Origin of the sequence: Nocardia wallacei (assembly GCF_029869545.1) — a bacterium.
Lineage (GTDB): Bacteria > Actinomycetota > Actinomycetes > Mycobacteriales > Mycobacteriaceae > Nocardia > Nocardia wallacei_A.
In genome coordinates this window covers 1-12954 of the sequence record NZ_JARWQD010000146.1, presented here as the reverse complement: position 1 = coordinate 12954, position 12954 = coordinate 1, and the positions used below count along the sequence as shown (strand labels likewise).

13 protein-coding genes are annotated in these 12954 nt (G+C 71.2%); 1 reads left to right on the top strand and 12 read right to left on the bottom strand.

Annotated features, from left to right (window positions below; genetic code table 11):
- Positions 1–520: 520 nt before the first annotated feature.
- The 4 genes from QH290_RS11785 to QH290_RS11770 form a co-directional block, all read right to left on the bottom strand.
- Complete coding sequence (locus tag QH290_RS11785) at positions 521–658, bottom strand: hypothetical protein (RefSeq protein WP_280382853.1); 138 nt, start codon at positions 656–658, stop codon at positions 521–523.
- Positions 659–878: 220 nt separating this feature from the next.
- Complete coding sequence (locus QH290_RS11780) at positions 879–2480, bottom strand: M4 family metallopeptidase (protein ID WP_280382852.1); 1602 nt, start codon at positions 2478–2480, stop codon at positions 879–881.
- A 205-nt stretch (positions 2481–2685) separates the two neighbouring features.
- Positions 2686–3225: a DUF1697 domain-containing protein gene (locus QH290_RS11775; protein ID WP_280268393.1), complete on the bottom strand. Its 540-nt coding sequence runs from the start codon at positions 3223–3225 to the stop codon at positions 2686–2688.
- Between the two features lie 42 nt (positions 3226–3267).
- Positions 3268–4023, bottom strand: a complete 756-nt coding sequence (locus QH290_RS11770; protein ID WP_280268394.1) for an acyltransferase — start codon at positions 4021–4023, stop codon at positions 3268–3270.
- A 226-nt stretch (positions 4024–4249) separates the two neighbouring features.
- Here QH290_RS11770 and QH290_RS11765 point away from each other — a divergent pair, with 226 nt between their 5' ends.
- Positions 4250–5668: an outer membrane protein assembly factor BamB family protein gene (locus tag QH290_RS11765; RefSeq protein WP_280268395.1), complete on the top strand. Its 1419-nt coding sequence runs from the start codon at positions 4250–4252 to the stop codon at positions 5666–5668.
- A 15-nt stretch (positions 5669–5683) separates the two neighbouring features.
- Here QH290_RS11765 and QH290_RS11760 read toward each other — a convergent pair whose 3' ends face one another.
- From QH290_RS11760 to QH290_RS11725, 8 genes are all read right to left on the bottom strand, one after another.
- Positions 5684–7015: a class I SAM-dependent methyltransferase gene (locus tag QH290_RS11760; RefSeq protein WP_280268396.1), complete on the bottom strand. Its 1332-nt coding sequence runs from the start codon at positions 7013–7015 to the stop codon at positions 5684–5686.
- 64 nt (positions 7016–7079) lie between these two features.
- Positions 7080–8057 (bottom strand): class I SAM-dependent methyltransferase, encoded by a 978-nt coding sequence (locus QH290_RS11755; RefSeq protein WP_280268397.1) that lies wholly within the window; start codon positions 8055–8057, stop codon positions 7080–7082.
- 37 nt (positions 8058–8094) lie between these two features.
- Positions 8095–8859, bottom strand: coding sequence for an enoyl-CoA hydratase-related protein (locus QH290_RS11750; protein ID WP_280268398.1), 765 nt, complete (start codon positions 8857–8859; stop codon positions 8095–8097).
- A 64-nt stretch (positions 8860–8923) separates the two neighbouring features.
- The gene (locus tag QH290_RS11745; RefSeq protein ID WP_280268399.1) at positions 8924–9757 is read right to left on the bottom strand and encodes an NUDIX hydrolase; all 834 of its coding nucleotides are present in this window, start codon (positions 9755–9757) and stop codon (positions 8924–8926) included.
- 131 nt (positions 9758–9888) lie between these two features.
- On the bottom strand, positions 9889–10722 hold the full coding sequence (locus tag QH290_RS11740) for an ABC transporter ATP-binding protein (RefSeq protein ID WP_280268404.1): 834 nt from the start codon (positions 10720–10722) through the stop codon (positions 9889–9891).
- A 53-nt stretch (positions 10723–10775) separates the two neighbouring features.
- Positions 10776–10943, bottom strand: coding sequence for a hypothetical protein (locus tag QH290_RS11735; RefSeq protein WP_280268400.1), 168 nt, complete (start codon positions 10941–10943; stop codon positions 10776–10778).
- A 79-nt stretch (positions 10944–11022) separates the two neighbouring features.
- Complete coding sequence (locus QH290_RS11730) at positions 11023–11799, bottom strand: peptidyl-tRNA hydrolase (RefSeq protein WP_280268401.1); 777 nt, start codon at positions 11797–11799, stop codon at positions 11023–11025.
- 148 nt (positions 11800–11947) lie between these two features.
- Positions 11948–12736 (bottom strand): protease inhibitor I42 family protein, encoded by a 789-nt coding sequence (locus QH290_RS11725; protein ID WP_280382851.1) that lies wholly within the window; start codon positions 12734–12736, stop codon positions 11948–11950.
- Positions 12737–12954: the final 218 nt, after the last annotated feature.

Below are 12954 nucleotides of genomic sequence, written 5' to 3'. Positions count from 1 at the left end.
GAGGTGAAGACCGTATAGAACGGCGTATCGGGATGGGCCGCAACGGGGTTCGGACGGTTGATCGCAACGCGGTTCGACCGATCCGGGCCCGGGGCGGCTGCCACGCCCCCCCCCCGGGCCCCCGGGCGCCCCTGCCCCCCCCCCCCCCCCCCCCCCGGCGGCCGGGGGGCCCCCGCCCGGCCCTTCCCCCCCCCGGGGGCGCCCCCCCCGCCCGCGCGCCCGGTGGCCACCAGTCGAGCGGGTTGTCCCAGGACGCGAAGTCGTCGGTCGATAGCACGCGTCCGCCGCAGGCAGCGGCGATACGCCGGGCCAGTGTCGACTTCCCGGCCCCGCCGGGCCCATCCACCGCCACCAACCGCGTCGACCCCAGCCCCGGCACACTCGCGCCCACACGCACCGCAATCTCCTCGATCAACACGAGGCCACCATACGATTCCGATACACCCGCACCCCGCGACCGGAAGACCCTCGGCCGCTCGGAGGCCGAGGATCCCCATGCCACGCTGTGAGCCGATCCCCCTTACTTCTTCGGTGGAAGCCTGTCGAGAATCTCCTTCATCATCTCCGACAGCGACTTCAGAACGGCATCCTGCGCGTCGAAACGGGCGTCGTGGCTTTGCGACCTTTGCTTGAGGTCTGCGATGTCGGCGCGGACCAAGCCGAACTCCTCCAGGACTGCCTGGTGGCGCTGGTCGGCTCGGGTTCTGATTTCTGCTCGGAGGCGGTGGCGTTGGTGGCGCACAGTCGTTCCAGGTTGGCCACGCGGTCTTCGAGCGGTGCAGTGGACACTGATCGTTCCTCTCGGTTGCGGGACATACTAACAATCGGCGCCCCCGCGGTGGCGGGCGAAAACCGGCCCGGAACGCCGGGCCGGAGACTCAGGCCCTGGGGCGCAGTAGCGGGATTCGGACCGCTTCGATCGCACGCTGGACGCGGGTGCAGTCGGTGGTGGTGAACCCGGCGATCTTGTCATCGATGTTGTTGTGGCACACCGTATTCAGGGTGCTCGCCAGGGCCGGATAGTCGGCGCTGGGATAGAGCTGGGTCTGCACCGTCCAGTACAGGGCGGCGGCCTTGCCGAGGCCGATGGCGTCGGTGATCAGGGCGGCGAGCCTGTTGCCCACGCCGCTGTTGGTATGGACGCCGCCGTGATCGGGTGCCCGGTGGCGGTCGGAGTGGGTGGCGGGAACCCAGCCCGGACCCTTGTAGGTCTCCGGCTGCGGATCGGGGGCCGACCGCGGCGACCGCATGTCCCGGATGACACCGGCCTTCGTGCCGTTGCCGATCTTCCAGCGGTCGCCCTTCTTCCCGCGCGTCGCGGCCAGTTCGGTGAACTCACCGAACACATCCGACATGGATTCGTTGATCGCACCGGATTCGTTGACGTAGTTCAGGCCGCTGATGCGCTCGGTGACACCGTGGGTCAGCTCATGGGCGACGACGTCGAGTCCGAGCACGGCGCCGCCGATCACCAAGCCCTGCTCGTCGGTCCAGTACGCGTTCGCGTACGGACAGGCGTCGGCACAGACGCGCACGGTGGCGCGCAGGGCCTTGCCACCCGCGACGTCGATACCGATCAGATCCGTCAGGCTGCCCAGATCGGTGTGACGGCGGTAGAACTCCTCGGTAGCGCCCATCCAGTCGTAGACCTTGTTCGCGTCCTCGTTTCCGGAGACACGGGGACGGCCCTCGGCGCGCACCACCGGGTAGCTGCCCGGCGCGCCGCACGCGACGGCGAGCCTGCGCTCCTCGTCGCGTGAATCGGCGTCGCACACAACGCGTTCGAGCGCCCGCTCGGCCGGGAGGGCGTCGAGGACCGCGCCGTCGGTGGCCGCCACGAACACCCGCCACACCTCGCCCCGCGCGCGGATGTCGTACCGGTAGGCGGGGACCGCGACGCGGTCGGAACGGTCGGCATCGATCAGGCTCGGATCGAACCGGGCCGCCGACTCGCCGCGCACCCGCAGCGCATCGGGGCCGAGTCCCGACACCTCGGCAACCCTGCCGAGCGCGGCCCGCCGCGCCACCTCGGTCGGTGCGGCGCCCTCCGGCGGATAGCTGCCGCCGGTCCCCTCGGACAGCGCTCCCGTCGCCGACAGCAGCGCCCCGTCCGGCCGCAACGCCAGCGCGACACCGGCGCCGTACACCGGAACCCCCTCGATCCGCTGCGTGAGCCGCACCGTACTGCCGCCCGCCCGCCGGGACACCGTCGCCACGACGAGATCGGCCGTGGCGCCGAAGAGTTCCTTGATCCGGGGCGCGTGCGCGGTGGCCGCGGCGACGGGATCGACAGCGCGGCCGGGCCCACCCGGCACCGGAATCGGGCGGTCGGGCCGGACCTGCCGGACCGAGCCCGCGGCACTCTCCAGCACCTGCTCGCGCGCGGTCGGCAGCGACGGCGATGCCGGTGGCCGCGCCGCCACCGGGCTCGCCGCCAGCACGATCAGCACGGCCCATAGGCCGCACAGACAGCTCTTCATCGTGTCTTCCCCCCTGCGATCTCCGATGGATGTGCGTGGACAACCGCTCTACGCGATCGAACTCGGATCGCGCTCCCCCGAGGCAGCACTCCTCGGTAATCACCAAAGACACGGCGGCACGGCCGTGCTCCCATCGGACCGTCCGGCCCGGCCGATGTGTACTCCCCGAATCCCCTTGCCGGAGGGGATCGTTCGCGGCGAAGCGCTAGAGCTTCGCCAGCACCCGCTGCACCGTGAGAAAGGTGCGCGTGGTGATGCCCTTGCCGTACACCGATTCCAGCCAGCTCATGAAATCGGGAGTGGCGGAGGTGGAGTTGTCGATCACCGACAGCACCGCCCGCGCGGCCTCGTCGTACCGCACGATCCGCATGCCCGAGGCGAGTTCCTCCGGCAGCGGACCGGGCGGGCCCTGCGTGCCGTCCTTCACGAACGTCACGGTCAGGTAGGTGCCGCGGGCGTGCGTGAGCCCCGGGAACGGATCGGAATCGACCAGCGCCCGCAACTCGTCCCGGCTGCGGATGATGGTGCCGCCACCGATGCCCAACTCGGTGGTGAGCGCCTGCTGGATGCGCGCCTCCAGCGCGGCGATATCGGTTGCGGCGCAGCCGAACACGATATTGCCGCTACTGAGCACCGAACCCACCGCACCGAACCCCAGGCCCTCGAACACCGCGCGCAGCTTCTCGTTGCGCATGTTCGGGTTGCTGGGCATGATCCCGCGTAGCAGGGCGGCGTACCGGTTCATGGGGGTGAAGGTACCGCCCCGCTCCGACAAGTTCGGCGACGCCTATCCGGCCTGCGGCGTGCCCACACCGTTCTTCTTGCGCTCGATGTCCTCCAGCGCCGCGATGTACTTGGCCCGCTCCTCGGCGCCCGCCTCCCACGCCTCCTTGCGGTTCTTGACCACCTTCGCGGGCGCGCCCACGGCGATGCCGTAGTCCGGGATATCGCCCTTGACCACGGCGTGCGCACCCAGGACGCAGCCGCGGCCGACCCGCGTCTCACGCAGCACGGTCACCTTGGCGGCGATCCAGGTGTCGGGCCCGATGCGCACCGGGCTCTTCACGATGCCCTGATCCTTGATCGGCAGGGTGATGTCGTCCATCTTGTGGTCGAAGTCGCAGATGTAGCACCAGTCGGCGACCAGCGTGGACTCGCCGATCTCGATGTCGAGGTAGGTGTTGACGACGTTGTCCTTGCCGAACACCACCTTGTCGCCGATGCGCAGCGACCCCTCGTGGCAGCGCAGGGCATTGCCGTCGCCGATGTGCACCCACTTGCCGATCTCCATGCGGCTCAGCTCGGGCGTCGCGTGAATCTCCACCCCGCGGCCCAGGAACACCATGCCGCGCAGCACGATATGCGGATTGGCCAGGCGGAACTTGAACAGCCGGTAGTACCGCACCAGGTACCAGGGCGTATACGCCCGGTTGGCGAACACCCAGCGCAACGACGCCATCGTCAGAAAGCGCGCCTGCTCCGGGTCGCGGCGGCGCGATCCCCGCCATCGCGAGCGCAGCGGCGCGCCCCACATGCTCGTCACGAACTTGCTCCCTAGAGTCCAGCGGGCGACGGTGTCGTCCGGCGGTGTCGTCGTCGAGGTACCAGGGTACTTTCGCGGCGCGCCGCGACAACGGCTGCCCTCGGACAACCGCGGATGCGGCACGATCGGGCGGACACGGCGGATTCCGGGCTCACCCAGCCCGGTGGTAGCGGTGCCGATGTTCTAGTCTCGTGCAGGCCCGTACAAGCAGATGGGAGTCCAGCAGGTGCGAAGCGGCAGCCGGCGATCCCCGCGCAGCGAGCACGATCGGGGTGGGGACATAGAGACCGATCACCGTCCGACCCCACGCCGTCGCGCGCGGTCGCGGATCGGCACGGCCACCGCCGTCCTCGGTGCGGTCGGCATGCTCGCGCTGAGCGGGTGCGGCAGCACCACATTGGACGACATCAAGGTGGGCCCGGGCAAGGGTTGGCCGGCGGCCTACCACGACGCCCGCAACAGCGGTGCCAGCCCGGTCACCGGATCGCGGCACCTGGTCCCGAGCTGGACCCGGCCGCTGGGCGGGCCCGCGGCGGCCGCCACCCTCATCGGCCCGGGCGGGCAGCTGTTCGTGACCACGCGCATGCCGGGCGACTGCGTCGGCAAGCCGGGCACCGTCGGCGCCATGTTCGCCTTCCAGATGCCGACCGGCCGCAAACGGTTCTGCAATCCCATGGGGCCGGACGCGATCGCCGCCGGCTCGGCGGTGGACGGGCTGGACAATGTCTACGTCGGCGACAACGGCGGGCTGATCTCCTTCAACGCGCTCGGCCAACCGCGGTGGCGCACACCGGTCGCGGGCGTGCCGGTATCGGTGCAGTTCACCAGCGAGGGCGATGTGCTGTCGGTGACCCAGTCCGGCCAGGTCGACGTCGTGGACCGGCAGACGGGGAACCTGCGGTCGGCCACCTTCCAGGCGCTGGGCGAGCCCGACTTCCTGACCCAGGCCGGGCTGCCGCGGCCACCGGACGGCCAGGGCATCGGCGACTGTGTGACGGGCGGGCCGCAGTGCCCGGTGGCGAACGTATCGGCCATCGAGGAGGGGTCGGGGCGCTTCTACGTGACGGTCTGGCGGCCCGGCGCGCCGATGGCATCGCTGGTGGCACTTCGCTACGCGGACAAGCAGATCCGGCAGGAGTGGAGCGTCGACATCCTCGCCGAGGGCAGCGCGACCGCTCCCACGCTCGCGGCGGACGGCACGACCGTGTACGTCGGTGACAACAGCGGACGGCTGCTCGCCGTCGACGCGGCCGACGGTCGCACGAAATGGACTCAGCCGCTGGGCTTCTCGCCGCGCGGCGCGGTGTCCGAGCAGGACGGCCTGCTGATTCCCGGCGGTGACGACGGCCATCTGCTGGCGCTGCGCGACGAGGGCGACGCGGTCCGGATCGCCTGGGAGCGCAAGGATCTGCAGCTGCGCGGACGGCCGGTGCAGACCGCGGGCGACACCGGCTACGTGGTCGCCCCCATCGGCGACACGCTGAGCCTGGTCACCTTCCAGCCCAGCGACGGCACCACCGTCGCCTCGGCCGAGTTACCGGGCGCGCAGGGCACCGCCGTCGGCACCGCGGTGAGCGCCGAGGGCGATGTGGTCGTGACGACCCGCATCGGCGAACTGTTCGCCTTCAAGCCGGACGAGGACTAGGCCCGGGGGGCGCTCTCAGCGGACCGGCGGCGTCTCGCAGAGGAAAACCGTCGGGGTGCGGCCGATTCGGGTGATGACCAGCGTATGCGGCTGTGCGCCACGGGGTTTGAGCCTGGCGCGCAACGCGTCGGGATCGATATCGACTCCCCGGGTGAGGATCTCGAGCGGACCACAGTCACGTCGCCGCAGTTCGGCGCGCAGGGTCTTCTCGCGCAGGTCGAGGCGATCGAGGATGCGGAAGCCGCGGACACCGGCGGGAACCCGGTCACCTGTCAGGTAGGCGATCCGGGGATCCAGTTGCCACAGCCCGTGTTTCGCCGCGTAGTGACGGACCAGTCCCGCGCGCACCACGGCACCGTCCGGGTCGATGATCCACTCGCCCGGCGCCCGGTCGGGGATGTCGTCCGGCTCGGCGTCGGTCACCGACCAGGACGAGCCGCCGGAGGTCAATACGGTTGCGCGCCGGGAGGTCCCGGGATCGGCGAGGCCCGCCGACCACAGGCACGCCTCCCGGACCGCACCGTCCAGCGAGACCACCTCCACCTCGCCGTCCCAACGCAGTCCGGTCGCCGCGCCGCGTCCGGCACCGGTGCCCACCCGCCCCGACCCCGCTCGTCCCCGTCCATCGTCGGGCCCGGGCGGCACCTCGTCCGCACCGCCCCCGGTCGCCGCGTCCTTCGCACCGCCGGGCGCGCTCCGGGCCGCCCGGCGTGGCGCGAAGCTGTCGAAATCCAGTCCGGGAGCACACTTTACGACCAGGTCGCGGCCGCGGTACGCGTCGAGCAGATCCGGCAGCGGCGGTTGCAGCCGCGCCGGATCGTGGGTGCGGCGGCCGTCCGACCGCCGGGCCGGATCGGCGATCACGACCGCATCGGAGCTGCACGGCGCCAGCGCATTCGCCCTGGCCAGCAACACGTTCCGCGCATCGGACAGGTTGTGCGCCGCCATGACCAGCCGCACGTCGTCGAGGTCGCTGCCCAGCACGGCGGGGCAGACCTCGTGCAGCGCGGCCAGTTCCGCGCCGATCGAACAGGTCACATCGTGTACGGCCCGGCCCGCCAGCCGCCGTGCACGATGCTTCGCCACCGCACTCGGCGTCGCCTGCTGCAGGGCGTCATCGGTGAACAGCCACTCCCCTGCCCCGTCGAACTTCGCCACCGCCCGGCGGCGCAGCCGCACCGTTTCCACCAGCGCGCCCGCCCACTCCCCGTGCTCGCGCCGCACCCGCTCCAGGTCCCCCACCAGCGACGCCGCCGTCAAGGCCAGCCGATCCACCTCGGCCAAGGCCGAATCCCCGGCGGCACCGCGCAGGTACTCGACGTCTTCGCGAGAAAACCGATAGCCCATTACACCGCCCACCGCGGCCGAGGTGACGACGAGGCGCGGTTCGATCCGAAACCGCTGCGGCGCACTACTTCCCGGCGGCCATCGGCTTCACGCCGGTGATCATCGCGTTGTAGAAGAACCGGCGCGGCACGATGTGGCGCAGCACGCGCTCGTCCAGCTTGCTCAGGCCCAGCCAGGCCCGGTACTGGGCGATGCGGTAGCGCCAGGTGAGCTTCTCGGCGGGCACGGCGGCCTCGAACGTGCGCACGGGCCAGCCCCACAGCGCCGCGGCGAACTCCTCGGTCTCCGCGTGCACCTCGACCGCACCGGCCGAGCGGGCGATGGCCTCCAGGTCCGACGGATCGAAGGTGTGCAGGTCGACCACGGCCTCGAGCGCGGCCGCGCGGGAGGACTCGTCGAGTTCCTCCTGCGGACGCCGCCACTCGCGCAGGAACGGCAGCCTGGTGACCTCGGTGGTGACCTTCCAGGTGAGCTGGCCCAGCTTGCGGGCGTAGAAGTTGCCCACGGTGGTCGGCTCACCGGCGAAGACGAAGCGGCCGCCCGGCTTGAGCACCCGCAGGCATTCCTTCAGCGCCAGCTCGACGTCCGGGATGTGGTGCAGCACAGCGTGCCCCACGACGAGGTCGAAGGTGTCGTCGTCGTACGGGATGGTCTCGGCGTCGGCCACCCGGCCGTCCACGTCCAGGCCGAGGTGTTCGGCGTTGCGCAGCGCCACCTTCACCATGCCGGGGGACAGATCGGTGACCGAACCCTTCTCCGCCACTCCGGCCTGCATCAGATTGAGCAGGAAGAAGCCCGTGCCGCAGCCCAGCTCGAGGGCGCGCCCGTAGGGCAGCGGGGCGTTCGGGGCGACGGCGTCGAAGCGGCCGCGGGCGTACTCGATACAGCGCTCGTCGTAGGAGATCGACCACTTGTCGTCGTAGGTCTCGGCCTCCCAGTCGTGATACAGCACCTGGGCGAGCTTGTTGTCGGTGCGCGCGGCCTCGACCTCCGCCTCGGTGGCGTGCGGGTTCGGCGCGGGGTCGTCAGGACGTGCGGTCATGGTCCGCTAGCGTACTCGAGCGACCAGCACGGGGAGATCAGCGGCCCACGAATTCGGCCGACCCCGGACCCGCCGCCAAATAAGAACGTGTTCCTATGCTGCGGTCTTCGGTCGTGAACAGCTCGGCCCACTCGGCGCGGGCGCGGTCGTGGCCGTGCGTACCGGCCTCGAAGACCCGCTTGGCGGCGGCCAGCGCGCGGGCCGGGCCGCCGATGAACTGCCGGGCCCAGCCCAGCGCCGCGGTGTAGACGTCGTCGGGCGCGACCACCTCGTCGGCCAGGCCGATCGCCGCCGCCTCGGCGGGCTCGACGAAGCGCCCGGAGTACACCAGATCCTTGGCGTGGGCCGGGCCGATCAGCAGGCTCAGCCGCCGGATCCCGGCCAGCGGGATCAGGCCCGCCCGGATCTGCGGCAGCCCGAGCTTCACGTTGTCCCCGATGATCCGGCGGTCGGCGCCCAGCGCCAGCTCCAGCCCGGCGCCGAGCGCATAGCCGCTGATGGCGGCGACCGTGGGCTGCGGGATCCGGGCCAGGCAGCCCAGCGCGCGCTGCAGGTCCCCGGCCATGGCCTCGGCCTGCTCCGCCGACAGTCGCGCCAGCTCGGTCAGCTCGTCACCGGCGCAGAACACACGCTCGTCGCCGTAGACGACGACCGCCGCGATCTCGGCGTCCCCGGCGATGTCTGCGGCGGCGTCCGACAGCTCGAGCGCCAGTTGCACATCGATGAGGTTCATCGGCGGCCGCGCGAAACGCAGCACGGCAATCCCCGCCTCGGCGCGGTCCACGGTCACGAATTCGGCCACAGCGGGAGCCTACTGGGACACCGTATCGGCAGCGGGCGGCGGGCGGTACGGCATCGGCACCCGGCTAGGGCCGCTGCGAGCCGCGCAGACGGGAACCGTCCGGGAGGTCGGCGAAATAGCGGGCGTTACCGGGGAACTGGAGCATGGGCTTGCCCTCGACCGTCGAGAACACCGGCTGGATCGGCTCGATCACCGGCGTGGCCGCGAGAATGTCTGCGGTGGAAGCGAATTCGCCGAGCGCCGTCAGCTGCGACCAGGTGGGCGGGAGCAGCACATCCGTGCCCGCCCGCCAGCGCTCCAGCGATTGCGCGGGCGTGCGCCACGCGACCTCGTGGGCCTCGGAGGTGGCGCCGTCGGCGCGCTGTCCGTCCGGCAGGATCGCGACGAAGAAGTGGGTGTCGTAGCGGCGCTCCTCGACGACGGGCGTGATCCAGTTGGCCCACGGGCGCAGCAGATCCGCGCGGAGCACGAGGTTCTCGCGGGCGAGGAAGGAACCCAGCGACAGCTCGCGGCGCTCGAGCTGGGCGCGCGCGTCCCGGTAGACGGTGGTATCGGAGACCACGGTGTCGGCGGTCGGCCCGGCCAGCAGCACGCCGCACTCCTCGAACGTCTCGCGCACCGCGGCACACACCAGCGCCTGCGCCCGCGCCGCGTCGGTGCCGAACCGCTCGCCCCACCACGCCGGATCGGGTCCCGCCCAGGCGATTTCGGCCTGCGCGTCGGTGGCGTCCACGCCACCGCCCGGAAATACCGTCATGCCCGCCGCGAAGGCCATGGCCTGCGCCCGCCGCTGCATGAACACCTCGGGACCGGACGCGCCGTCGCGCACCAGCATCACCGTGGAGGCGTCCTTGGGTGCCGCGGGCGTCGAATCGGGCTCGGCAACAGCCTCACTCACGACGCCACCTCGCTGACGCTCGGCTCCGCCGTGCGCACGGCGTGCTGGGCCTTCGGTTCACTCGCAAGCTCGCTCACACTTCGCACCCTAGCGCCTGCTTGGTTGCGTCCGTGGGGGGAGGTGCGCTCGCTTCAGGCGCGGCGGTGGCGGCCCAGGCGGTGCGAGCGGCGGGCGAAGTAGCGGCCGCCGATGCGATCCAGCGTGATCGACTGGCGGAATGCCTCGCTGAGCTTCTCGGCCGTCACCACCTCTTCCAGCAGCCCCTGCGCGACCACGGCACCCTCGTTCAGCAGCAGGGCGTGGGTGAAGCCGGGCGGGATCTCCTCGACATGGTGGGTCACCAGCACGGTCGCCGGGGCATCGGGGTCGGCGGCCAGGTCGCCCAGCTTCTCCACCAATTCCTCGCGCCCACCGAGATCCAACCCCGCGGCCGGTTCGTCCAGCAGTAGCAGTTCCGGATCGGTCATCAGGGCCCGCGCGATCAGCACGCGTTTGCGCTCGCCCTCGGACAGGGTGCCGTAGGCGCGATCGGAAAGGTGTTCGGCACCCAGGCTTTCCAGCATGTCGATGGCGCGGTCGGTGTCGACGTCGTCGTACTCCTCGCGCCAGCGTCCCATCACCGCGTAACCGGCCGACACCACCAGATCTCCGACCTTCTCGTCCAGCGGGACCCGGCTGGCCACCGCCGCCGACGACAATCCGATGCGCGGGCGCAGTTCGGTGACGTCGGTGCGGCCCAGCACCTCGCCCAGCAGATTGGCGACACCCGACGTCGGATGCACCTCGGCGGCGGCCATGCGCAGCAGCGAGGTCTTGCCGGCGCCGTTGGGGCCGAGCACGACCCAGCGTTCGTCGAGTTCCACCTGCCAGGTGACGGGACCCACCAGGGTGTGGCCCGAGCGCCGGACGGTCACCTCGTTGAAGTCGATGAGCAGATCGGGATCCGGTTGCGGCACGGGCTCCATCTTGGCCCACGCGCGCGAATCGTTCTCAACGTGGTCGGTTTGCACGCTATGTGTCATAGTCGGCCGCGCTGCCGGTCGGGTGCGAATTCGCCATCGCGGCGGTGTGATTCGGGACTCCTGCCCGGACGCGGGCGCGGCGAGCGGAACAACCGGCCCAGCATCAGCGCGATCGGTATCGAGCACACGACCCAGACACCGAGCACGATCCACAGTGTCGTCATATCCGTGGCACCTCTCCCGACCTCGTGCACCGATCCTGCCGCATTCGCGCGGCCGCGTCGACCGCTGGGCGCGGGCGGGTCACCGCGGCGGCGCACCGCCCGGGGGCTCGGCGATCACGGTGATCGAACCGGGCGCCACCTCCGTGAAGCCCGCGTCGCGCACGGCCGTGGCCGTGCCCTGCCGGACCCGCTCGCACAGCCCCGGCCACCGCTGCGGGCTCGCGTCGCGGACCGCGCACCGGAACCCGCGCAGCGACCACGCGAAGGCCTGTTCCACCGGCAGCGCACCGGCCAGCAGCATGCTCGCGTGCCCGACCTGTGCGGCGGCCTTGCCCACAGTCATACCCAGTGTCGAGTTCACCCATAGCACAGGAAGTTCCGGATCGGCCGGGCCCGGATCGTCGTGCTCCAGGTCGGTGCCGCCGATCTGCAGCTTCCGGATGCGCGGGTCGATATCGCCGACCGGGCCGGGAACCAGCGCCCGGGCCTGCGCACCGCCGACGTCCACGGTCACCCCGTCGACCTCGTTCGCCGCCAGCCACTGCGCGCCCCGGGCTCGCCGCGCGACCTTGCGGATGCGCGAGCGTTTCCACGCCAGGTACCGCTGTTCCCACTCCTCCTCCGGGCCCACGCGCGGATCCAGGCACAGGGCCACCGCCGCCGCGGCCGCCGCCTCGAGCAGGGCGCTGCGCGGCGGCGGATCGGCCTTCGGGATGTGCAGCACCATCTGCATCGCCTGGACGAGTGCGGGGTCGTCGGGATCGCCGCTGCCGCCGTACCCGTGCGCCAGTTCGGCGTGCCGGGCGGCGAATCCGTCGTCCAGTTCCTGTGTCACGGCATCGATCGATTCGGTCATCCGCGGGCTCCGCGGGTACTGGCCGAGGCGATATCCGTTGCAGACAAACATCTCTCCGATCACGCGCGGACAACCCGAGCCGAGCCTATCGCCGACCGGCGAACAGCCCGCTACTACAGCCGCCGCGCCCGGGCAGAAATTCCCGCGCTCAGTGGCCGACGGCCACCTTCAGCGTGAAATGCTCGGCCGGTTCGCTGCCCTGCTCCCACGGGCGGGCGTATCCCATCCGCAGTTCGGTGCCGCCGGGTGCCTTGGCCACGAAGCGCCAGATGGAGTTGCCGCCCGCGCCCACGATGTTGCCGGATTCGGCGGCGGGACGGAACTCCGGCTCCCCGACCTGCGCCAGGATGGTCTGGTCGAGGGCGCCCAGCTCCCACTGGTATCCGGTGGTCGGGTTCGCCGCGAGCGAGACCTCGAGCGTCTGTCCGGACACCAGGGAGACCTCCTTGCCGTCGAAGTCCCCGGTGACCGTCACCGTGCCCGGCTGCCCCGGGGACGACGGCATCGGGTAGATCCCGCGCGGTTCCACCCGGATCTCGCTGCCGCCGCCCGGCGGGATCTTCGATTCCGGGTCCTGGCACCCGACCTCGAGGGTCGCGGTGGGCCCGGCCGAGATGGCCCATACGGCCACCCATGCGGGATCGCCCTGCGGCGCAGCCGGTTCCGATGCCGGGCGCAGCGCGATCTGCTCTCCGGTCGTGGTGTCGACGGCCGTACAGCGCAACGCGGAGGCGGTGTCCCGCCATGCCGCCGGAACCAGGATCACCATCTCGGCGTCGGCCGGGACCGGGACGCGGGCGGTCCGGCCGAGCGGAATGCCGGTACCGGACGACACCTGTTCCGGCGCAGCCGAACTCGTTGCCGCGCTGCCGGAATCATCGTTCCCGCAAGCGGCAAGCGCCAGCCCGAGCACAAGCATCAGCAGTGGTGTGCGCACACGCATGCCATCCTCCGGGGTCGACGCCGATCGGCAAACTCCAGGCAGACCCTACCGGCACGGCCACGGGTGCTGCCTCAACCGCGCCGGGCAAATGGCTGGCTCATACGTCCCCGGCAAACGCCCGGGGGGGGGGGGGGGGGGGGGAATTTGGGGACCCCCCTTAAGGGGAATAAATGGCAACCACCGAACGCGGGATATATGGCACCCCCACAAAG

Excerpts from the sequence above, each read along its gene's own strand:
- QH290_RS11735 (WP_280268400.1), bottom strand. The coding sequence starts at position 10,943 with ATGACGACACTGTGGATCGTGCTCGGTGTCTGGGTCGTGTGCTCGATA.
- QH290_RS11730 (WP_280268401.1), bottom strand. The coding sequence starts at position 11,799 with ATGACCGAATCGATCGATGCCGTGACACAGGAACTGGACGACGGATTC.
- QH290_RS11760 (WP_280268396.1), bottom strand. The coding sequence starts at position 7,015 with ATGGGCTATCGGTTTTCTCGCGAAGACGTCGAGTACCTGCGCGGTGCC.
- QH290_RS11740 (WP_280268404.1), bottom strand. The coding sequence starts at position 10,722 with ATGGAGCCCGTGCCGCAACCGGATCCCGATCTGCTCATCGACTTCAAC.
- QH290_RS11755 (WP_280268397.1), bottom strand. The coding sequence starts at position 8,057 with ATGACCGCACGTCCTGACGACCCCGCGCCGAACCCGCACGCCACCGAG.
- QH290_RS11780 (WP_280382852.1), bottom strand. The coding sequence starts at position 2,480 with ATGAAGAGCTGTCTGTGCGGCCTATGGGCCGTGCTGATCGTGCTGGCG.
- QH290_RS11775 (WP_280268393.1), bottom strand. The coding sequence starts at position 3,225 with ATGAACCGGTACGCCGCCCTGCTACGCGGGATCATGCCCAGCAACCCG.